Source organism: Mycobacterium sp. PSTR-4-N, assembly GCF_022348085.1.
Classification (GTDB): Bacteria; Actinomycetota; Actinomycetes; order Mycobacteriales; family Mycobacteriaceae; genus Mycobacterium.
Genome location: NZ_JAKRFN010000019.1, coordinates 1 through 21,028 on the forward strand (window position 1 = coordinate 1; position 21,028 = coordinate 21,028).

Here is a 21,028-nt window from a genome sequence, read left to right on the forward strand (position 1 = left end):
GCACGACCAGCGCCGGCCCCTGCCAGCTGCCGAGCCGGCTCACCGGCGCCGGCCGCGGGGTGCCCGAGCCGACGCGCGACGCCGCAGCCCGGCCCCGCGCGGCGTGCTCGGCGACCACCAGGGCCACCGCGAACACCAGCAACACCAGAGACAGCACCGCGGCGCGGGACGGGTTGAACCCCGAGCGGTAGGCGCCGTAGATCACCCAGGTGAAGGCCTCGTACCGCATGGCGGCCACCGCCCCGAAGTCGCTGAGTACGTACAGCGCCACCAGCAGCGCCCCCGCGGCGATCGCCGCCCGAGACTGGCGCAGCGTCACCCCGAACAACACCGCCCAACCGCCCCGCCCCAGCGAGCGCGCCACCTCTTCCTGTGCGGGATCGACCCGGGCCAGCGCGGCCGTCGTCGTCAGCAACACCAGCGGGTAGCTCACCAGCGTCAGGACCAGCACCGCACCCCAGAACCCGGCGATCGACGGCACGGCCGAGACCCACAGGTAGGCCAGCAGATAGCTCGGCATCGCCAGCGGCAGCGTCAGCACCACGCTCCAGATCCGCCGGCCCACCAGATCGGTGCGGGTGAGCAGGACGGCGAGGGTCACCCCCAGCAGCACGCACGCGACGGTCACGGTGACCACCAGCAGCAGCGACCGGCCGATCAGCGCCGCGGTGCGCGGCTGCAGCACCTCGTCGACGACCGCGGTCCAGCCCCGCGAGAACGCGCGGTCACCCAGATAGACCAGTGGGATCAGCGTCGCGGCCGCCACCAGCGCGGCCGCCGCGAACAGCAGTACCGGCGGGCGGGCCGCCCGGATCGAGCCTGCGGTCAATTGGTGAGCAGGCCGGTCTCGACCAGGAGCTCCTGCGTGGTCTCGATATCGTCGAGCTGCGACAGATCGACCGCGGGCGGCTGCAGTTCACTCAGCGGCGGCATCTGCCCCGACGGCGACACGCCCGCGGCGAGCGGGTACTCCTCGGTTTCCTGAGCGAAGTACTTCTGCGCGGACTCGCCGACCAGATAGGACGCGAACCGTTGTGCGCCTTCGGGATTCGGGGCGGCCTTGAGGACGCCGACGCCCGCGACGTTGACCAGACCGCCGGGATCACCGGCGGCCATGAACTTGTTCTGCGCCGTCACCGCGTCCGCGCCCTTGGCGTCGATCAGCTCGTAGAGGTAGTAGTGGTTGACCAGGCCCAGCGGCACCTGACCGGCATCCACGGCGTCCCGCACTGCGACGTTGTTCTCGTACGGCGTGGGGTCCTGGGCCTTGAACGCGCGCAGCCATTGTTCCGCGCCGTCCTCGCCGCGCACCACCCGCAGCCCGGTCACGAACGCCTGCCACGACGCATTGCTCGGCGCGAAGCCGATCTTGCCCTTCCATTCCGGGGCCAGCAGCCCGTCGATCGTGTCCGGCGGCGTGTGCACCAGCGTGGGGTTGTACACCACGACCCGAGCGCGGCCGGACACCCCGACCCAGGTGCCGTCTGCGGCCGCGTATTGCGCGGGGACCGCTCGGAGCGTCTCGGCGTCGATGGGCGCGAAGAGCCCGGCCTTCGACACCGCGCCCAGCGCGCCGGCGTCCTGGGACAGGAAGACGTCGGCCGGGGACTCGTCGCCCTCGGTGATCAGCTGCGCGGCCATCTCCCCCGAGCCGGCATAGCGCGCTTCCACCTTTATGCCGGTGTCCTCGGTGAACTGGGTGAACAGCGGAGCCACCAGCTCCTCGCTGCGCCCCGAATACACCACCACCTTGTCGGCGTCGTCGGTCGTGTTCGACGATCCGCAGGCCGTCATGGCCACCAGCGCGGCGACGGTGGCGACCGCCCCCACCCACCGGGAGGGCCGGGAGTTCGAGCGAGTGACCGACTGTGTGAGCGACATGGGTCCGCCTTTCCTGATCGTTCGCTGTGAACCTACCACCGCGCTAAGGCGAGCCTAACCAGACCGATTGCCCGGCTCGGGGCAGCCGGACAGGTCGGCTAGCATGAACGGGCACTACCGTTTGTCACTGCGCCGAAAGGGATCAGGTGCCGCAGGCACTGGATGGACGCCCATCCGAGCCGGCCATACTCGCCGAGCGGCCCGACCGGGAGCCGGCCGAGACCGAGCCCTCCTCTAGTCAGCCGGGCGCTGGGCCCGGCGTCCCTTGTGTCTTCTCGGGCGGCCGCCGGTGACCGTCGTTACCTCGCTGCTCTCACTGCTGGCCATCGTGGTGCTCACCGCGGGCACCGCGGTGTTCGTCGCCGCCGAGTTCTCGCTGACCGCCCTCGAGCGCAGCACTGTCGAAGCCAATGCGCGATCGGGTAACCGCCGCGACCAGATGGTGCAACGCGCGCACCGCACGCTGTCCACCCAACTCTCGGGGGCGCAGGTCGGCATCTCGATCACCACGCTGGCGACCGGCTTCCTCGCCGAACCCGTGCTGGCCCGCCTCATCGAGCCCGGGTTGGCCGCGTTGTCGCTACCGGAAAGCTTCGCGACCACGCTGGCGCTGATCCTGGCCATTCTGATCGCCACCTCGGTGTCGATGGTGTTCGGCGAGCTGGTGCCCAAGAATCTCGCCGTCGCCCGGCCCGTGCCCACGGCGCGTTTCGCCTCGGGCCCGCAGCTGATGTTCTCGTTCCTGTTCACCCCGCTGATCCGGCTCACCAACGGGACCGCGAACTGGATTCTGCGCCGCGTGGGCATCGAGCCGGCCGAGGAGTTGCGGTCGGCTCGCTCCCCGCAGGAACTGGTGTCGCTGGTGCGCACCTCGGCCGAGAGCGGCTCGCTCGATCCGGTCACCGCCGTGCTGGTCGACCGCTCGCTGCAATTCGGCGTCCGCACCGCCGAGGAGCTGATGACACCGCGGTCGAAGATCGACACCCTCGATGCCGACGACACTGTGCTTGATCTGAGCCAGGCGGCGGTCCGTACCGGGCACTCGCGGTTCCCGGTGATCCGCGGCGACTTGGACGAGACCATCGGCGTCGTGCACGTCAAGCAGGTGTTCGCGGTGCCGCGCGACCAGCGCGCCACCCGCAAGCTGTCCGACATCGTGCAGTCCGTCGCGCGCGTGCCGTCGACCCTCGACGGCGACGCGGTGATGTCCGAGGTGCGTGCCAACGGACTGGCCACCGCCCTCGTCGTCGACGAGTACGGCGGCACCGCCGGCATGGTGACCGTCGAGGACCTGATCGAGGAGATCGTCGGAGACGTCCGCGACGAACACGACGACGAGCCGCCCGACGTGGTCCATGCCGGTGAAGGCTGGCAGGTGTCGGGACTGCTGCGCATCGACGAGGTCGCCGAGAACACCGAGTTCCGGGCTCCGGAGGGCGACTACGAGACGATCGGCGGTCTGGTCCTCGAACAGCTCGGCCACATCCCCGACGAAGGGGAATCGGTGGAACTGGTCGCATTCGACCCCGACGGGCCGATCGACGACCCGATCCGGTGGCTGGCCACCGTGGTGAAAATGGACGGCCGTCGCATCGATCAGCTGGAGCTGACCAGGCTCGGCCGTGCCGCCGACGAGGCCGAGAGCGGCGGGGAATCCGATGGGTGACGTCTTCGGCGTACTGCTCACCTTCGTGCTGCTCGCCGCCAACGCCTTCTTCGTGGCCTCGGAGTTCGCGCTGATCTCCGCCCGCCGCGACCGGCTCGAAGCACTCGCCGAGCAGGGCAAGAACAGCGCGGTCACCGTGATCAGGGCCGGTGAGAACCTGTCCCTGATGCTCGCCGGCGCCCAGCTCGGCATCACGGTGTGTTCGATCCTGCTGGGCCGGGTCGCCGAACCCGCGGTGGCGCATCTGCTGGAGAAGCCGTTCGAGCTCCTCGGCATTCCGACCGCGCTGCTGCACACCGTCTCGTTCCTGGTGGCGCTGTCGATCGTCGTGACGCTGCACGTGCTGCTCGGCGAGATGGTGCCCAAGAACATCGCGATCGCCGGACCCGAGTCGACGGCGATGCTGCTGATCCCGATCTACCTGGTCTGGATCCGCGCCGCCCGGCCGTTCATCGCGTTCTACAACTGGTGTGCCAACACCACGCTGCGGGCGTTCGGGGTGGAACCCAAGGACGAGCTCGACGTGACGGTGTCGACGGTCGAGCTGTCGGAGATGATCGCCGAATCGCTGTCGGAGGGGCTGCTCGACCCCGAGGAGCACACCCGGCTGACCCGGGCCCTGCAGATCCGCAACCGGGTGGTCAACGACGTCGCGCTGCCACTGCACCGGATCCGCGCGGTTCCCGCCGCGCGCTCCGGGGCGGGGCCGACGATCGGCGCGCTGGAACAGGCACTCAAGGAGACCGGGTACTCGCGCTTCCCGGTCGCCGACCCCTCCGGCGCGTACGCCGGCTATCTGCACATCAAGGACGTGCTCCCGCTACTGGACGGTCCCAACGACGATTCGGTGGTGCTGGAGTCGTCGATGGTGCGCCCGCTGCCCCAGGTGCCGGCCTCCATGCCACTCCCCGATGCGCTGACCCGGCTGCGCCGCACCAACAGCCACCTCGCGCTGGTCACCGCGGCCGACGGCGCGATCACCGCGATGGTCGCGCTGGAAGACCTCGTCGAAGACCTGGTCGGAACGGTCCGGGACGGCACCCACCGGGTGTGATTCGGATGGCAGCGCCGATGACGTGGCAGGAGCGGGCCGCCGCCCACCGTCGGCGCGCCGACGCCCTGCTGGCCCCGCACGTCGAGCGCCGGCAGGCCGGGCTGGCTCACCCGGTGTTCGATTTCCTGTTCACCTACTACCGCTTGCGTCCGCGGCACCTGCGCGTCTGGCATCCCGGCTACGGTGTCGTGCTGACCGGGCCCGGGGCGCGGGACTACCTCACCCGGGCCGGCTACCACCGCCACGGCGGCGGGGTCGCCGTCAGCCGCGACCATCTGGTGGCGCGGTCGGACACCGTGGGATTCATCGCCGATCTGCTGACCGCAACGGCGTCACGACCGCCCCGGTTCGGCTGCTTCGGCATGCACGAGTGGGCGATGGTGTACCGGACGTCGGAGGTGCGCCACGGCGCGGTGCCGCTGCGCCTGGGGGCGGCGGGCACGGATGCGGTGGTCGAGTCGATGCCGTTGCGGTGCAGCCATTTCGACGCTTATCGGTTCTTCACAACCGCGGCCGCGCCGCGCAACGCCCGACCGCTGTCGCGGGCGACGCAGATCGCCGAGGAACAGCCGGGCTGCGTGCACGCGGGCATGGATCTGTACAAGTGGGCGGCCAAGCTGGGACCGCTGATCGAATCCTCGTTGCTGCTGGATTGTTTCGCCCTCGCGGTGGACGCGCGGGTGCTCGACATGCGCGCCAGCCCCTACGACCTGCGGGACTTCGGCCTCGCACCCATCCCGGTCGAAACATCCGCGGGCCGAGCGCAATACGCCGCTGCCCAGGAGGCGATCAGCGTGCGCGCCGCCCCGCTGCGGGCGCGGCTCATCGACGCCTGCGACGCGCTCGCGGCCTCGGCTGACAACGGGGCTGCGCTCACCGGCACGGGTGGGGTGTTTACCGGCGGGTACGCTGGTTCGACGGAATTCACGACAGGTAGCGCGGGTTCGAGCGCGCGCATGCCGCCGAGGGAGGACTCATGACCGAACGTGTGACGGTGGGTAACCTGCGCGTCGCCCCGGTGCTGTACGACTTCATCACGAACGAGGCGCTCCCGGGTACCGGTATCGATCCCGACACGTTCTGGTCCGGTGTCGACAAGGTCGTCGCCGACCTCACCCCGAAGAACGAGGAGCTGCTGGCGCGCCGCGACGAGTTGCAGGCCCAGATCGATCGGTGGCATCGGGCCCGCATCATCGGCGGCTTCGACCCCGAGGAGTACAAGCAGTTCCTCACCGACATCGGATACCTCGAGCCCGAGCCCGCCGACTTCACGATCAGCACCTCCGGCGTGGACGACGAGATCACCACCACCGCCGGCCCGCAGCTGGTGGTGCCGGTGCTCAACGCGCGCTTCGCGCTCAACGCCGCCAACGCCCGTTGGGGCTCGCTGTACGACGCGCTCTACGGCACCGACGTGATCCCCACCGACGGCGGCGCCGAGCCCGGCGATTCTTACAACAAGGTGCGCGGCGACAAGGTGATCGCCTACGCCCGGACGTTCCTCGACGGTGCCGCGCCGCTGGCGCAGGGCTCCTGGGCCGACATCACCGGGCTGACCGTCGCCGACGGCGCGGTGACCGTGACGCTGGACGACGAATCGGTTTCGCTCGTGGATCCGGCCCAGTTCGTCGGCTACCTCGGCGAGCCCGACGCCCCGACCGCGGTGCTGCTGGTCAACAACGGCCTGCACATCGAGATCCTCATCGACGCCGACTCCCCCATCGGCTCCACCGACAAGGCCGGCATCAAGGACGTCGTGCTCGAGTCGGCGATCACCACGATCATGGACTTCGAGGACTCGGTGGCCGCCGTCGACGCCGACGACAAGGTGCTCGGCTACCGGAACTGGCTGGGCCTCAACCGCGGTGACCTGGCCGAAGAGGTCCGCAAGGGCGGCAAGACGTTCACCCGGGTGCTCAACGACGACCGCACCTTCACCGGTCCGGACGGCGCGGAGGTCACGCTGCCGGGCCGCAGCCTGCTGTTCGTCCGCAACGTCGGCCATCTGATGACCAACGACGCGATCGTGTTCGCCACCGATGACGGGTCCGACGCCGCCGAGGTGCCCGAGGGCATCCAGGACGCCCTGTTCACCAGCTTGATCGCGATCCACGGCCTGCGCGACGAGGACGGGAACGGCCCGCTGCTCAACAGCCGCACCGGCTCGATCTACATCGTGAAGCCGAAGATGCACGGCCCCGACGAGGTCGCCTTCACCTGCGAGCTGTTCAGCCGCGTCGAGGACGTGCTGGGGCTGCCGCAGAACACCATCAAGGTCGGCATCATGGACGAGGAGCGGCGCACCACGCTGAACCTCAAGGCCTGTATCAAGGCCGCCGCCGACCGCGTGGTGTTCATCAACACCGGCTTCCTGGATCGCACCGGCGACGAGATCCACACGTCGATGGAGGCGGGTCCGATGATCCGCAAGGGCGCGATGAAGTCGACCGCATGGATTCAGGCCTACGAGAACCAGAACGTCGACATCGGTCTCGAGACCGGGCTCTCCGGCAAGGCGCAGATCGGCAAGGGCATGTGGGCGATGACCGAGCTGATGGCCGACATGGTCGAGCAGAAGATCGGCCAGCCCAAAGCGGGTGCGACCACCGCCTGGGTGCCGTCGCCGACCGCGGCCACCCTGCACGCGATGCACTACCACGCGGTCGACGTGTTCGCGGTGCAGAAGGAGCTCGAGGGCAAGCGCCGCTCCAGCCTCGACGACCTGCTGACGGTGCCGTTGGCCAAGGAGCTGGCGTGGGCGTCCGACGAGATCCGCGAGGAGGTCGACAACAACTGTCAGTCCATCCTCGGCTACGTGGTGCGCTGGATCGACGCAGGTGTCGGCTGCTCGAAGGTGCCCGACATCCATGACGTCGCGCTGATGGAGGACCGGGCCACGCTGCGGATCTCCAGTCAGCTGCTGGCGAATTGGCTGCGGCACGGGGTGATCACCGCCGACGACGTCAAGGCGAGCCTGCGGCGGATGGCCGCCGTGGTCGACGAGCAGAACGCCGCGGATCCCGATTTCCGGCCGATGGCGCCCGACCCGGAGGGCAGCATCGCGTTCCAGGCGGCTCAGGAGCTCATCCTCGACGGTTGCGCGCAGCCCAGCGGCTACACCGAACCGATCCTGCATCGCCGCCGACGTGAGTTCAAAGCCGCCGCCGGCGCGCACTGAGCTCCGCCGACACACCAGGTCAACGACAAGGCAGGTACTGGACCACTTTGGGTAGACACAGCCTCCCCGATCCCGACGACTCCGACTCGACCAGGCGGCAAGGACCTGCACCCGACGAGTCACAGACCGAACGCTTCGGCGCGGCCCGAAAAGCCGACGGATCGCGGCCCGACGGTCAGCGCAGCGGCGGCTGGGACAACGGCGAGTGGACCGGCAGCCACCGGGCGGTCACCCCGGGACGTCGGAAGATCTCGGTCGGCGTCATCGTCGCGCTGATCAGCGTTGTCGTGATCGTCGGCGCGGTGATCATGTGGCGGTTCTTCGGTGACGCGCTGTCGAGCCGTTCGCAGACGGCCGCTGCCCGGTGTGTCGAGGGTGAGGTCGCCGTCGCGGTCGTCGCCGATCCCGCGATCGCGGAGCCCGTGACCGCGCTGGCGCAGCGCTACAACGACACCGCCGAGCCGGTGGGCGACAAGTGCGTGAAGGTCGAGGTCACCTCCGCCGATTCCGATCAGGTGTTCAACGGGCTGACCGGGGACTGGCCCGGTGACCTCGGGCAGCGCCCGGCCCTGTGGATCCCGGCGAGTTCGGCCTCGGAGGCCCGCCTGGAGGCCAAGACCGGACCGCGCACCGTCAGCGACAGCCGCTCCCTGGTCACCTCGCCCGTGGTGCTGGCCACGTCTCCGCAAGTGCAGGGCGCCTTGAAGGACCAGAACTGGGGCACCCTCGCGCGGCTGCAGAGCGATCCTGCCGGACTCGACGGCCTGGGACTGCAGGGCTGGGGCGGACTCCGCCTGGCGCTGCCCGTGAACCAGGACAGCGACGCGTCGTATCTGGCCGCCGAGGCGATCGCCGCCGCATCGGCACCCGCGGGCTCGCCGCCCAGCGCCGGGCTGGGCGCCGTCAGCACCGTCATGGCCGCGGCCCCCGACCTCGACGACGCCACCGCCGGCACGGCGTTCGACGCTCTGCTGGGCGCTGACGACCCCGCGACCGCACCGGTGCACGCCGTGGTCACCACCGAGCAGCGGCTCTTCCAGAAGGCTGCCGACCTGCCCGACGCGAACGCCAAGCTGGCGGCGTGGCTGCCGCCGGGACCCACCGCGGTCGCCGACTTCCCCACCGTGTTGCTCTCCGGCGATGGACTGGCCCAGGAGCAGATCTCGGCCGCCAGCGAGTTCGCCCGCTTCATGCGCAAACCCGACCAACTCGCCGAGCTCGCGAAGGCAGGGTTCCGGGTGGAGGGCCAGCAGCCCCCGGCCAGCTACGTGGTGTCTTTCCGGCCCCTCGGCACACCGGTCGACCTCGGCGACAACGCGCTGCGGGTCACCATTGCCGACATGTTGGCCAGCCCGGCACAGAGCCCGACGGTCACCGTGATGCTCGACCAGTCGATGCCGACCGACGAGGGCGGGAAATCGCGGTTGAGCAATGTCGTCGACGCGCTCACGGCGCGCCTGCAGGTCCTACCCCCGGATTCCGGGGTGGGTTTGTGGACGTTCGACGGGGTGGCCGGGCGCTCGGAGGTGCCGCTGGGAGCGTTGTCGGACCAGGTGAACGGCCAGCCGCGCTCGGCCGCGGTGACCGCCGCGCTCGACGGGCAGTCGCCGTCTGACGGCGGCGCGGTGTCGTTCACGACGCTGCGCCTGGTCTACACCGACGCATCGGCGAAATATCGTGAGGGTCAGAAGAATTCGGTGCTCGTGATCACCGCCGGCCCGCACACCGACCAGTCGCTGGGTGCCGACGGACTACAGCAGTACGTCAGCGGCGCGTTCGACCCGGCCAAACCCGTCGCGATCAACGTCATCGACTTCGGCGACGATCCCGACCGCTCCACCTGGGAAGCGGTCTCCCGGACCACGGGCGGCACCTACCAGAACCTGTCCAGCTCGTCGGGTCCGGAGCTGGCGTCGGCCGTCGCGACCATGATGGGCTGAGCGCGCCCCGGAGAACCTCCCCCAGCCGCGCTGTTGTCCTATATTGACGTCCGTGACCAGCGGGTTCTGGCGGAAGAACGGTGTCTCGCACGGTGTTCGCATCCTGGCGACCACGCATTTCGCGCTGATCTGGCGCGGGCTGCGCGCGACGCCAGGGGTGTCGAAGCTGGTCAACCGGTGGCTGATCAACTCGCTGATCTACACGATGCCGACCCGAACCGGTGCGTTGAGCACCAAGCAGGACTGGATTTCGTGGGAGTCACTGCACGACCGCCGCTTCAGCCAACGTCATCTGCCGTCGCTGCCGAGCCGTGCGGCCGACCTGCCCGCGCCGGCCACGGTGGCTGCGCTGTTCGCCCGCGCGGGCACGCGATGCCCGGAGTCGCCGAAGTCGACGCTGCTCTTCCCGATCTTCGCGCAGTGGTTCGTCGACGGATTCCTGCGGACCGACCCCCGCAACGACAAGAAGAACACCTCGACGCACGACATCGACCTGAGCCAGCTCTACGGCCAGGAGACAGAGGTGACCACGGTGCTGCGGGCGCACACCGGCGGCCGGCTGAAGACCGAACCCACCCTCGACGCCGAGTTCCCGCCCTATCTCTGCGACGCCGACGGCACCGTCAAGCCCGAGTTCGAGGGTCTGCAGACCGAGTTCCGGGGGCGAGACATCAAGGCCGAGCGTGGCGGTCCCGTACCGGATGCCCGCAGATCCACGCTCTTCGCGCTCGGCATCCCCCGCGGCAACATCCACTACGGCTTCGTGATGATGAGCACGCTCTTCCTGCGCGAGCACAACCGCATCGCGGGGCTGATCAGCGAGAAACACAGGGACTGGTCCGACGACCGGGTGTTCGACACCACCCGCAACACGCTGACCGTGGTGCTGCTCAAGATCGTCATCGAGGACTACATCAACCACATCACGCCGATCAAGTTCCCCTTGTTCGTCGAGCCGGGGATCGGCGCAGGCGAGAAGTGGTACCGGCAGAACTGGATGTCGGTCGAGTTCAACCTGCTCTACCGGTGGCATTCGCTGGTGCCGACCGAGGTCACCGTCGGCGGGCAGCAGCGGCGCTTCGCCGATATGTGGTGGGACACCCGTCCCGTCACCGAACACGGGCTGTCCGCGCTGTTCGACGAGGCCTCGCGCCAGCCCTGCAGCACGATCGCCCTCGGCAACACCGACCCGAGCCTGCTGCCGATCGAGGAGAAGTCGATCACGATCGGCCGCGACACCGGGCTGCAGCCCTACAACGCCTACCGGGAGCTGTGCGGTTTTCCCGCGCTCACCACCATCGACGATCTGACCTCGGATCGGCGGACCCGCGATGCGCTGACGGCGTGCTACGGCGCCGACGGGATGGACCGCGTCGAGCTGTTCGTGGGACTGTTCGCCGAAGACGTCCGGCGCGGCAGCACGCTGCCCCCGCTGATGAGCGCGATGGTGGCGGTGGACGCGTTCTCCCAGGCGCTGACCAACCCATTGCTGGACCCGGGCGTGTACGGTGAGACGACGTTCTCCGCGGTCGGGTGCGAGGTGATCGACTCGACGACGACGCTGTCGGACGTGGTCCTGCGCAACATCTCCGGAGAGGCGCCCGCGCCGCGGGTCAGCCTCGGCCGGCGCCACCGGCGACCCGGCGTCTTCTGATTGGCGAGCAACTGCTCGAAAGGGGTCGGTGAGCAGTCCGACACGACACGCTTCGCTCCTGAGATTGCCCGATGACGAGCAACAATGATATGACGGCGTTACCGGATCGACGCGCGGGGGTGCGAAGATCAGCTAACAGTACGGCGAGGAGGGGGAGCAGGCGCACGATGCCCACCCGACGGCCCGGCCACATCCGATCCGCTGCGGCGCCCCGTGACTGGCGCGACCGCAAGCGCTACGTGTGGCTGCTCGGAATAGTGATCCCCGTCCTGGTCCCCGCCTCGTGGGCAGCCGTTGCGCTGACCGGTTCGGGGCTGTTCTGGTGGTCCGGGCCGGCACTGATGCTGGTGATCATCCCGGTGCTGGACTACCTCGTCGGGCCGGACTCGGAGAACCCGCCGGACAGCGTGCTGGTCTACCTCGAGCAGGACCGCTACTACCGGTGGGCCACCTACCTCTATCTGCCCGCGCAGTACATGTCGCTGCTGCTGGCGTGCTGGCTGTGGACCGGCGGGGGCGGGGTGACGATGACGCCGCCCGACAAGGTCGGCCTGATGCTGACCGTCGGCGGCATCGGCGGCATCGCGATCAACACCGCCCACGAGCTGGGCCATCAGCGCGCACGCGCGGAGCGTTGGCTGAGCAAGGTCGCGCTCGCCCAGACCGGCTACGGCCACTTCTTCGTCGAACACAACCGGGGCCACCACGCGCGGGTGGCCACGCCCGAGGACCCGGCGAGCTCACGTCTGGGCGAGAGCGTGTACGCGTTCTACTGGCGCTCGATCACCGGCAGTCTGCGGTCGGCCTGGTCGCTGGAGAGCAGGCGGCTGCGCCGGCACGGACGATGGGTCTGGACGCTGCACAACGACGTGCTCAACGCGTGGCTGATGGCTGTGGGGCTGTTCGCAGCGCTGATCATCGGATTCGGGGTGCAGGTCGTGCCCTGGCTGATCGGTCAGGCTCTGCTGGGCGTCTTCCTGCTCGAGACCATCAACTACCTCGAGCACTACGGTCTGCGCCGGCAGCGCCGGCCCGACGGCTGCTACGAGCCGGTCCGCCCGGCGCACAGCTGGAACAGCAACTCGGTGATCTCCAATGTCTTCCTGTTCCACCTGCAGCGCCACTCCGACCACCACGCGAATCCTCAACGCCGCTACCAGGCGCTGTGCCACGCCGACGAGGCGCCTCAGTTGCCGGCGGGCTACGCGGCCATGGTGGTGCTGGCGTTGTGCCCACCGCTGTGGCGATGGGTCATGGACCGGCGCGTGAAGGACCACTATCGCGGCGACATCCGGCTGGCCGCGCTGCGGCCCCGGCAGGCGCAGCGGTTACTGCAGCGGGGCTGAGGCCACCTCGCGCGTGCGCTTGAGCGCGATCGCGGCCGTCTTCATCGACAGGGTCGGCGACAGGCGTTCCAGGTACCACAGCGCTTTCCACCAGCGCGGTACCACGATGATGGCGTGATTGCGGCGGACGCCGCGCAGGGCCTGGGAGGCGAACTGATCCGGCTCGATGGGGCGCAGCGCCTCACCGAGCTTGATCAGGTTCTCCCGGCTCACGGTGCGATTGCGCCCGTATTCGCCGCCGGACAGGATCGGCGTGCGCACCACCCCGGGGCAGAGCACCGACACCCGCACGCCGTGCGCGGCCGCCTCGACACGCAGTGTTTTCGACAGCGCGACGACGGCGTGCTTGGTGGCCGAGTATCCGGCCTGGGCGGACGTGGTGATCAGGCCCGCCATCGATGCCGTGTTGACGATGTGCCCGCTGCCCTGCGCGATCATCCGCGGATAGGCGGCCTGTACCCCGTGCACCACGCCGCGCAGGTTGACGTCGATGATGTCCGTCCAGTCCTGCAGGGTGAGCGCATCGACCTCACCGCCGATGCCGATGCCCGCGTTGTTGAACAGGAGGTCGAGACGGCCGCTGGTGCGCACGGTGTCGGCGATGGCGTCCTCGAACGCTGCGGGATCGCGGACGTCGAGGGCGACGGCGTGGGCGGTGGCACCCGTGCCGCGCAGCCGCTGGGCCACCGTCTCGGCGACCTCGACCTGCCGGTCGGCGATCCACACGTGCGCACCCGCAGCTGCCAGTGCCTCTGAGAGGGCGGCCCCGATCCCCGATGCGCCACCGGTGATGAACGCGACCTTGCCCGCCATACCCTCAGTTGCCACGACGGAAGGATAGCCGCCGGCCGCCGTGTCAGTTCTGCGAGTCGGTGCCGCCCCCGGCCGACGAGGACGCCGCCTTCGCCGACGAGGACGCCGCCTTCGCCGTCGCAGTCCGCCCGGTGTCGGACTTGGCGGTCTCGGCGGTCTTGGTGGCCTTCTCGGCCGCGATGGCCTTCAGGACGCCGCGCAGCGGCATGCGGTGCTTGGCCCGCGGCGCGGACGCGGTGCCGGTGTCGCCGTCGCCGTCGGATGCCTCGGTCGGCGTGTCGGAGGGCTGCTCGCCGTCCGGCGCCGTGGCGTCGTCGGCCGGCCGGTCGTCGGGCGTCACGATGTCGCCCGGCTCGTCGGCGGGGACGACGTCGGGATCGGTCGGCTGCTCGGACTCGGAATCGCTTCCGGTGTCGGGAGACTCGGGGCTCGGTGTCGTGTCGGGTCGCGCCGAAGCGTGCTCGCCACCGGTGCCGGTGGCTTCGGTGGCGTTCTTCTCCGAGTCCGCTGTCTCGGTGTCCGCGGTCTTGGTGTCCGCCGCGCGAACCAGAGGGCGAGCCTGCGGCGTGGTCACCGACGTCGAGGCCGTGGTCTCGGCACCCGCCGCGATGTCACCCAGCGTGGGTTTGCCCTCCAGCCAGGTCCGGTCGTAGGCCTTGTCGACGATCTCCCGCAGTTTGGGCTCGATGTCGGCCACCAGTGACCCGAGCCCCAGATCGTAGAAGCCTTGCAGCAGGGGCAGATGCTCGGTGGGCACGTAGACGTAGGTGGTCTTGCCTTCCTTCCAGACGATGTTGTCCGGATCGTCGAGGTCGACCTCGTCGTAGCGCAGGTGGACGTAGACGAAGGCCGCGACACCGTTGGCGACCGCGAGCAGATTGAACGGGTTGGTCGGGAAGTCGGCGATCGGGTCGTACTCGCCGGCGACGTCGACGACGTCGTACTGGGTGTCGGTCGGGGTCCGCAACAGATCCCCCCAGAACCAGCCGTTGACTCCGCCGTACTTGCGGCCGCCGTTACCGAGCAGCACGAAGGACAGATCCTCCGGTGCTGGTGCGTCCTTGTCCTCGGCGTGATCCTGCAGCCACACCGACGCGATGCGCGCTCCCCCGCTGAACGCGTAGACGATCTTGGGATCGGTCCCGACGTGATGGATCGCCCAATCGAGACGGTTGACGTTCTCGGTGACACCGAACTCGATGGGTCCGTACGGCTGAATCCAGTCGTAGCGGACCTCCTTGCACACCTTCGGTGCTTCGCACAGCGCCCCGCCGAGGTTGTCGGCCATGTCCCACGGCGTCGGACCATGATGCAAGACAGTGGCAGGGCCGGGCGGGATCACCGACGAGGCCGAAGATATGGCCGCGGCGGCCGCGGCGGCAGCGGCCGGCATCGCTGCGCCGCCGAACGTCAGCGGGAGTGTCGCCGCAATCGGCAGTGCCGCTGCGGTCATCACTGCCTTGGTCGCTCGTTTCACGCCACATTCCTTCCGAAGAGACGACTGTGCTGTCGTCAGATGACGGGTCAACTGCTGGGGGTAGAGCCGGGGGTGGAGCGGAGTGGGCGAGCGCCGGGAGCGAGAGGGCTCGTGGCCAGTGCCTGAGGGCCACGACTGCGCTTCTCTCGCCGACGCGATGCCGGCGCGTCGACCGTCGCGGACGTTACCGCATGCAACTACTTTTTGCGTGGCTACCTAGCAAACGCGCGGTGACTGAAACTTCCCCTGCGAAGGGCATGTTGCGCCGCTGTGGCTATTCCGGCGTTGTCACCACGCCAGCTGCGCGCCGACGATGCCACGCGGAACAGCACGCGTCGAGGAACCCGTCGTGGATGCCAAAAGTGTTGCGCAACTGGGCTTTTGCCTAAAAACACCTCCGCCGTGGGCGGACGGCGGCGTCAGATGCCGGGGGCCTCGGCAAGCTCACCGTCGATTGCTGGGTGGCGTCGCGTGTCACTTGGGTTTGCTCCGTGGAATCCGTTTGTTACTCGAGAGTCAGTTTGGGTATTGCCGACAGCGTGACCGGAGCTGACGGCGTGGTTCGAGGGCGAGGCAATGTTCACCCGCCGTCCACGCAGCGGCAAAGGTGTGCTGTGGGTGATGGTACAGACCAAAAATTTTTTTTAGCCGACCAGGTGTCAGCAACATCTCAGCTACACACTCTACGAATACAGAGATGGCGATAGTTACAGTAACGTAATTTTCGCTCGCGAATGCCAGCGGTGGAGCATTCTGCCTACTAAAAGCCCGTTCAGCGAGTCTTTTCCTCCCGGGCGTGATGACCGGTGCCTTTTCCTGCCGCCGTGAGCGTAAATTCTCTACTAACGTAGAGAAACTATAAACAATGGATAACAGCAATAGACGACCACTTTGCCCGAATTGCATAAATTGGAAATGTTGGGTTTTTGCTACGAACTTGTTGACGGACGCGCAATATGCTCATGTCGCGCCGAGCACGGCGAGTCGACAATCGTTTCAATTCGGGGAGATGTCATGAAGAACACCATTCGCAAAGCCGGTGTTGCCTGTGGCACCGCTTTTGCCTCTATCGCGCTAGCGCTGACCACTGCCACGGGAGCCAGTGCCGTGAGCACCGCGGTGATCATCGGCGGTATCAAAATCAAATCCATGGACGACACGTTGATGAAGCCGCTGCTCGAGGGCGCCTTCAAAGACGATGTTCGGACGTCGGTGACATGGCCGGCAGAGGCCGGGCCGTACTCGGGCAAGGGCGACATGACACTCGGCGCGTCAATTCGCGTCGGCATCCCGAATCTGGACGCTGCGATCGACACAGCCGTCGGCAATCTGTCTGCTCCCACGGACAAGGTCACGGTCGTCGGATTGTCGGCCGGCTCGCTGGTGGTCAACGAGGTGATGCGCCAGTGGATGGAAGAGGGCACGATGCCCGACCCCTCGAAGGTGACGTTCATCGTCGTCGAGGATTCCAGCCGCCAGGAACTGATCAAAGACGCCAAGTACAGCTCGAAGTACGACTACACCTACCAGCCGCCGCCTGTCACGCCCTTCAACGTGGTCGTGATCACCGGTGAGTACGACGGCATGGCCGACATGCCCGACCGCCCGTGGAACTTCCTGGCCATGGCCAACGCGATAGCCGGCTCGATCGTCGTTCACGTGCCAGTCATGTACACGACCTCGATGGCGGAGCTGGAAGCGCTCAAGGGGACGATGTACTACGAGAAGACCGTCAACGCCAAGGGTGGTGTCACCGAGCACTACCTGGTTCCCACCGCCACGCTGCCGCTGGTGCAGCTGATGCCGTGGCTGAAGCCCAAGGAGGCCGAACTCGAGGCCAAGATCCAAAAGGGCTACAGCCGCTACGATGCCGCCCCCGCCGTCAAGGTCGCCGCGATCGCCGCACCCGAAGTCGAGGCCGTCTCTGACGCGTCGGATGCCCCTAGTACCACCGGCGAGGACGCGTCGGCGGGACAGGCCCAGCCGGAGCCCAAGGTGACGGCACAGGATCGCCGCGACGCACGGGCCGAGGCCCGGGCGGAGGCCAAGGCGAAGCGGGCGGAAGCCAAGGCGGCCCGTGCCGAGGCCAGGGCCACGGCGAAGGCGGAGGCGGCCGCCAAGCGCGAAGCACGGAAGGCAGCCCGCCAGCAGGCTGCCGAGGACGACTCGTCGTCCGATGGATCTGGGTCGTCTGACTCCTCCGGCTCCTCGGAGTAAGCCCTCCCCGGAACTCGAGGCTGCCTGAAGCCTTCAGACACCCGCCCGGAGCCCCGGCCATTGGTCGGGGCTTCGTGGTGTCGGTGGATCGGCCGGGCGGATGTGACGGTGAGCGCGGCCGCGGGCGGCGACCTAAACTGCTGTGGCCCGATGACCTATTTGCTGTGAGGTAGCGTTGATGTCCATGGATTCCCCGCAGTACGACGCGATCGTCGTGGGCGCCGGGTTCGGCGGAATGGGTGCCGCGATCCAGCTGAAGAAGATGGGTTACGACAACATCCTGATCCTCGATCGCGAGGACGACCTGGGCGGCACCTGGCACGTCAACCACTACCCCGGGTTGGCCGTCGACATCCCGTCGCCGACCTACTCCTACTGGTTCGAGCCCAACCCGCGCTGGTCCCGGCTCTACGCCCCCGGCTCGGAGCTCAAGGAGTACGCCGATCACGTCGCCGACAAGTACGACGTGCGCAGGCACATGCGCTTCAATGCCCCGGTCGACGGTGCTCGGTGGGACGAGGAGAACCAGCTCTGGCAGGTCACTCTGTCGGACGGGGAGACCCTCACCGGACGCTTTCTGATCACCGCGACCGGCTACCTGTCCCAGCCGCGCAATCCCGACATCCCGGGCATCGCCGACTTCGAAGGCCGCGTCATCCACAGCATGGACTGGGACGACGACTACTCCCCCGCCGGTGAGCGGATCGGTCTGATCGGCACCGGAGCGACTGCGGTGCAGCTGATCCCCGAGTTGTCCAAGACCGCGGCCGACCTGACGGTGTACCAACGCACGCCGATCCACGTCGTGCCGAAGATGGACTTCGCCATCCCGCCGTTCGTCCGCCGGCTGTTTGCCCGTATCCCCTTGCTGCAGCGTGCGTTCCGCTTCACCACGGATGCCAATCTCGAGGTGATGATGATCCTGTCGGTGGTCAACTACAAGTACTTCCGGCAACTCAACGTCTTCGCGTCGTACCTGTCTGCGCTGCATCGTTTCCTGTCGATCCGCGACAGGAGTCTGCGGGCGAAGCTGACCCCTGACTACGACTTCGGGTGCAAGCGACCCACCTACTCGAACTCCTACTACCGCACGTTGGCCGAACCGCACGTCCACCTGCAGACCGCCGGAATCGAGCGGATCGTCTCCGACGGCATCGTGGCGTGCGACGGCACCAAGACCACGATCGACACGCTGGTCCTGTGCACCGGATTCGACATCTGGGAGGCCAACATCCCGGCCATCGAACTGATCGGCCGCGACGCCCGCAACCTCGGGAAGTGGTGGCGCGACAACGGGTTCCAGTCGTATCAGGGCGTCACGGTGCCTGCGTTCCCCAATCTCTTCATGCTGGCCGGTCCGTACGCGTCCAGCGGCCTGTCGTACTTCAACACCATGGAGTACCAGATGCGGCACATGGACCGGCTGTTCGGCGAGTTGCAGCGCCGGGGTGCGCGCGCTTTCGAGGTCACCGAAGAGGCCAATACGGCTTTCCGCGAACGGATGTCGGCGAAGCTCGGCAAGACCGTGTTCCGGCAGGGCGATTGCGCGCGATCGCGGTCGTACTACTTCAGTCCCAGTGGGGAGACCCTCGTGCGGCCCGCCTCCACCAACGAAACGAACCGCGAGAACGAGAGCTTCCCGCTCAGTCATTACGCCTTCGCCTGACGCTGCAGGTCAGAGCGACGTCAGAGGTTCCTGTGAATGCGATCGCTAGCATGGTCTTATGGGTGTGCGACACGTCAGGGGCGTTCTCGGAGCAGTGATTCTGGCGTCGACGGTGCTGCTGGCCGGGGTCGTCGGCGCTCCGGCAGCGCAGGCGCAGCCCTGCCCGGACATCGAGGTGATCTTCGCCCGGGGCACCGGGGCAGACCCCGGCCTCGGGTTCGTTGGCGACGCCTTCGTCGATGCGTTGCGTTCGCGCGTCGGTGACCGGTCCGTCGGCGCGTATGCCGTGAACTACCCTGCGGGCTTCGATTTCGACAAGTCGGCGCCCGCCGGTGCCGCGGATGCCACTGCCCGTGTGCAGTGGATGGCCGACAACTGTCCATCGACGAGATTGGTGCTCGGCGGCATGTCCCAGGGCGCCGGCGTCATCGATCTGATCACGGTGGACCCGCAGCCGCTGGGCCACTACACGCCTACTCCCCTGCCCGCGCATCTCTCCGACCACATCGCAGCTATCGCGGTGTTCGGCAATCCGCTGCGCGATGTCAAGGGCGGCGGACCTCTGCCGGCGATGAGCACCACCTACGGCCCGCGGTCGATCGACATGTGCGCCCTCGACGATCTGTTCTGCTCGAAGGGGCTGAGCCTGCCGGCGCACTTCGCCTACGTAGACAACGGGATGGTCGACCAGGCGGCGGACTTCGTCGCCGGCAAACTCTGACTCGCGGGCAAACCCGATACCCACCTCTGAGCATCCTCAAACCTCTCATGCCCGGCAATCATCTTGACGTCACGTGTCACCTTCGGTGTCGTCGGCGAAACTCACAGCTGAACATCCCTGTTGTCATCTGGACTGCGAGTAGGGTGTGCGCTACGCAGCAAATTGCAGCGCCGGGGAGAACAGGGGCACCACATGAACAGGTCAGCTAAGCGATCTGCGCGACGCTGGGTCGCGGTGGCCGCCGCGGCCGCCATCGCCCCGCTGGCTGTCGGCGTGCCCAGCCTCGCGACGGCACCCGAGGCGATCGCGGCCCTGCCCGATCAGCTCAAAGTCGTGACCTTGGCGCTCTATCCCGGGGACAACAGCGACGACCACGGCGGCATCATGTGCACCGGAACCCGCACGTGTTCGCCGGTCACCTATCCCTACCTCGACCGCTACACCGGCGCCGACGACCTCCAGAAGGCCTTGGCCGCCACCGATTTCACCAACCCCATGGTGGTGTTCGGGTACAGCCAGGGTGCACGCGTGGTCGGACAGTGGCTCGAAGACCATGCCGGAACCGAGGGCGTGCCGACGCGGGAGCAGATGAGCTTCGTGCTCATCGGCAACCCTGACCGCAAATACGGCGGAACGCACCGGCGGTTCGGCTCGGTCACGCCGGCCACCGACTACGACATCATCGACGTGACACGGCAATACGACCGAGCCTCCGACTGGCCGGACAACCCGATGAACTTGCTGGCATTTCTCAACGCCAACGCCGGCTTGACCAACATCCACGTCAACTACGACGACATCGACATCTACGATCCGGCGAACTACGTCTGGAAAGAGGGCAACACGATCTACGTGTTCGTTCCGACGGAGGACATCCCGCTGCTGGATCCGCTGCGCAAAATGGGACTCGACAAGCTCGCCGACGAACTCAACGGTCCTCTGAAGGCGAAGATCGAGAAGGGGTACGACCGGTCCTATCTTCCGGACTCCCCCGGCTGGCCTCCGGACCTGCTCCCCCCGGTCGTGCCACCGACCCCCGAGCCCAACCCCGAGCCCGAGCCACAGACGCGCACAGCCACCCCCCTGGTGACCGCGCTGACCACTGCGCGGGATGCGCGAAAGGTGCGCGCGGCCGAGTCGGCGGAGCCGACTGACGCCGAACCCGAGGTCGTCCAGCCCGAGGTCGCCCCTGCCGACGAGCCGACGGAGCGAGACGATCTCGCACAGGAGACCGCCCCGGCCGCCCCCGCCACGACTGTCGCGGAGAAGTCCACCGCGAAGAAGGAGGCCGCGGATCGCACAGCGACCCGCAAGCGGCCCTTCGCGCGTCTCTTCGATCGGCACACCCGTGCGTCACATACCGCAGCGAGCGCGGACAGCACCTCTGCGACGCAGTGACCGAGCCGGCTGTGCTT

Annotated in this window: 15 protein-coding genes; 11 read left to right on the forward strand and 4 right to left on the reverse strand. The window is 67.9% G+C overall.

All coding sequences use genetic code 11. The features are described 5' to 3' along the window. Both MHN84_RS21875 and MHN84_RS21880 read right to left on the reverse strand, forming a co-directional pair. A partial coding sequence (locus MHN84_RS21875; protein WP_241206617.1) for an iron ABC transporter permease occupies positions 1 to 829 on the reverse strand: 829 nt, incomplete at its 3' end. Then, positions 826 to 1,794, reverse strand: a complete 969-nt coding sequence (locus MHN84_RS21880; protein WP_374238402.1) for an iron ABC transporter substrate-binding protein — start codon at positions 1,792 to 1,794, stop codon at positions 826 to 828. The genes MHN84_RS21880 and MHN84_RS21875, both read right to left, overlap by 4 nt. Before the next feature lie 376 nt (positions 1,795 to 2,170). Here MHN84_RS21880 and MHN84_RS21885 point away from each other — a divergent pair, with 376 nt between their 5' ends. The 7 genes from MHN84_RS21885 (at position 2,171) to MHN84_RS21915 (ending at position 12,719) form a co-directional block, all read left to right on the forward strand. After that, the gene (locus tag MHN84_RS21885) at positions 2,171 to 3,547 is read left to right on the forward strand and encodes a hemolysin family protein (protein WP_241206619.1); all 1,377 of its coding nucleotides are present in this window, start codon (positions 2,171 to 2,173) and stop codon (positions 3,545 to 3,547) included. Continuing rightward, complete coding sequence (locus MHN84_RS21890; protein WP_241206620.1) at positions 3,540 to 4,601, forward strand: hemolysin family protein; 1,062 nt, start codon at positions 3,540 to 3,542, stop codon at positions 4,599 to 4,601. The genes MHN84_RS21885 and MHN84_RS21890 overlap by 8 nt, the downstream gene beginning before the upstream one ends. 5 nt (positions 4,602 to 4,606) lie before the next feature. Further along, on the forward strand, positions 4,607 to 5,581 hold the full coding sequence (locus tag MHN84_RS21895) for a 3-methyladenine DNA glycosylase (RefSeq protein ID WP_241206621.1): 975 nt from the start codon (positions 4,607 to 4,609) through the stop codon (positions 5,579 to 5,581). Beyond that, positions 5,578 to 7,779, forward strand: a complete 2,202-nt coding sequence (locus tag MHN84_RS21900; RefSeq protein WP_241206622.1) for a malate synthase G — start codon at positions 5,578 to 5,580, stop codon at positions 7,777 to 7,779. Before MHN84_RS21895 ends, MHN84_RS21900 begins: the two co-directional genes overlap by 4 nt. Positions 7,780 to 7,826: 47 nt before the next feature. After that, on the forward strand, positions 7,827 to 9,719 hold the full coding sequence (locus MHN84_RS21905; RefSeq protein WP_241206623.1) for a substrate-binding and VWA domain-containing protein: 1,893 nt from the start codon (positions 7,827 to 7,829) through the stop codon (positions 9,717 to 9,719). Positions 9,720 to 9,771: 52 nt separating this feature from the next. Then, entirely contained in the window at positions 9,772 to 11,373 is a 1,602-nt protein-coding gene (locus tag MHN84_RS21910) for a peroxidase family protein (protein WP_241206624.1), read from the forward strand. 167 nt (positions 11,374 to 11,540) lie between these two features. Then, positions 11,541 to 12,719 (forward strand): alkane 1-monooxygenase, encoded by a 1,179-nt coding sequence (locus MHN84_RS21915; RefSeq protein ID WP_241206625.1) that lies wholly within the window; start codon positions 11,541 to 11,543, stop codon positions 12,717 to 12,719. Here MHN84_RS21915 and MHN84_RS21920 read toward each other — a convergent pair. Further along, the gene (locus MHN84_RS21920; protein WP_241206699.1) at positions 12,702 to 13,532 is read right to left on the reverse strand and encodes an SDR family oxidoreductase; all 831 of its coding nucleotides are present in this window, start codon (positions 13,530 to 13,532) and stop codon (positions 12,702 to 12,704) included. The genes MHN84_RS21915 and MHN84_RS21920 overlap by 18 nt on opposite strands. Positions 13,533 to 13,575: 43 nt before the next feature. Next, complete coding sequence (locus MHN84_RS21925) at positions 13,576 to 15,009, reverse strand: PE-PPE domain-containing protein (protein ID WP_241206626.1); 1,434 nt, start codon at positions 15,007 to 15,009, stop codon at positions 13,576 to 13,578. A gap of 891 nt (positions 15,010 to 15,900) precedes the next feature. Here MHN84_RS21925 and MHN84_RS21930 point away from each other — a divergent pair. The 4 genes from MHN84_RS21930 to MHN84_RS21945 all read left to right on the forward strand — a co-directional run bounded on the left by MHN84_RS21930 (position 15,901) and on the right by MHN84_RS21945 (position 21,011). After that, positions 15,901 to 17,226, forward strand: a complete 1,326-nt coding sequence (locus MHN84_RS21930; RefSeq protein ID WP_241206627.1) for a PE-PPE domain-containing protein — start codon at positions 15,901 to 15,903, stop codon at positions 17,224 to 17,226. A gap of 184 nt (positions 17,227 to 17,410) precedes the next feature. Beyond that, entirely contained in the window at positions 17,411 to 18,892 is a 1,482-nt protein-coding gene (locus MHN84_RS21935) for an NAD(P)/FAD-dependent oxidoreductase (protein ID WP_241206628.1), read from the forward strand. Positions 18,893 to 18,950: 58 nt separating this feature from the next. After that, on the forward strand, positions 18,951 to 19,613 hold the full coding sequence (locus MHN84_RS21940; protein WP_241206629.1) for a cutinase family protein: 663 nt from the start codon (positions 18,951 to 18,953) through the stop codon (positions 19,611 to 19,613). 192 nt (positions 19,614 to 19,805) lie between these two features. Beyond that, on the forward strand, positions 19,806 to 21,011 hold the full coding sequence (locus MHN84_RS21945) for a PE-PPE domain-containing protein (RefSeq protein WP_241206630.1): 1,206 nt from the start codon (positions 19,806 to 19,808) through the stop codon (positions 21,009 to 21,011). Positions 21,012 to 21,028: the final 17 nt, after the last annotated feature.

Excerpts from the sequence above, each read along its gene's own strand:
- MHN84_RS21880 (WP_374238402.1), bottom strand. The coding sequence starts at position 1,794 with ATGACGGCCTGCGGATCGTCGAACACGACCGACGACGCCGACAAGGTG.
- MHN84_RS21890 (WP_241206620.1), top strand. The coding sequence starts at position 3,540 with ATGGGTGACGTCTTCGGCGTACTGCTCACCTTCGTGCTGCTCGCCGCC.
- MHN84_RS21895 (WP_241206621.1), top strand. The coding sequence starts at position 4,607 with ATGGCAGCGCCGATGACGTGGCAGGAGCGGGCCGCCGCCCACCGTCGG.
- MHN84_RS21900 (WP_241206622.1), top strand. The coding sequence starts at position 5,578 with ATGACCGAACGTGTGACGGTGGGTAACCTGCGCGTCGCCCCGGTGCTG.
- MHN84_RS21915 (WP_241206625.1), top strand. The coding sequence starts at position 11,541 with ATGCCCACCCGACGGCCCGGCCACATCCGATCCGCTGCGGCGCCCCGT.
- MHN84_RS21920 (WP_241206699.1), bottom strand. The coding sequence starts at position 13,532 with ATGGCGGGCAAGGTCGCGTTCATCACCGGTGGCGCATCGGGGATCGGG.
- MHN84_RS21935 (WP_241206628.1), top strand. The coding sequence starts at position 17,411 with ATGGATTCCCCGCAGTACGACGCGATCGTCGTGGGCGCCGGGTTCGGC.
- MHN84_RS21940 (WP_241206629.1), top strand. The coding sequence starts at position 18,951 with ATGGGTGTGCGACACGTCAGGGGCGTTCTCGGAGCAGTGATTCTGGCG.
- MHN84_RS21945 (WP_241206630.1), top strand. The coding sequence starts at position 19,806 with ATGAACAGGTCAGCTAAGCGATCTGCGCGACGCTGGGTCGCGGTGGCC.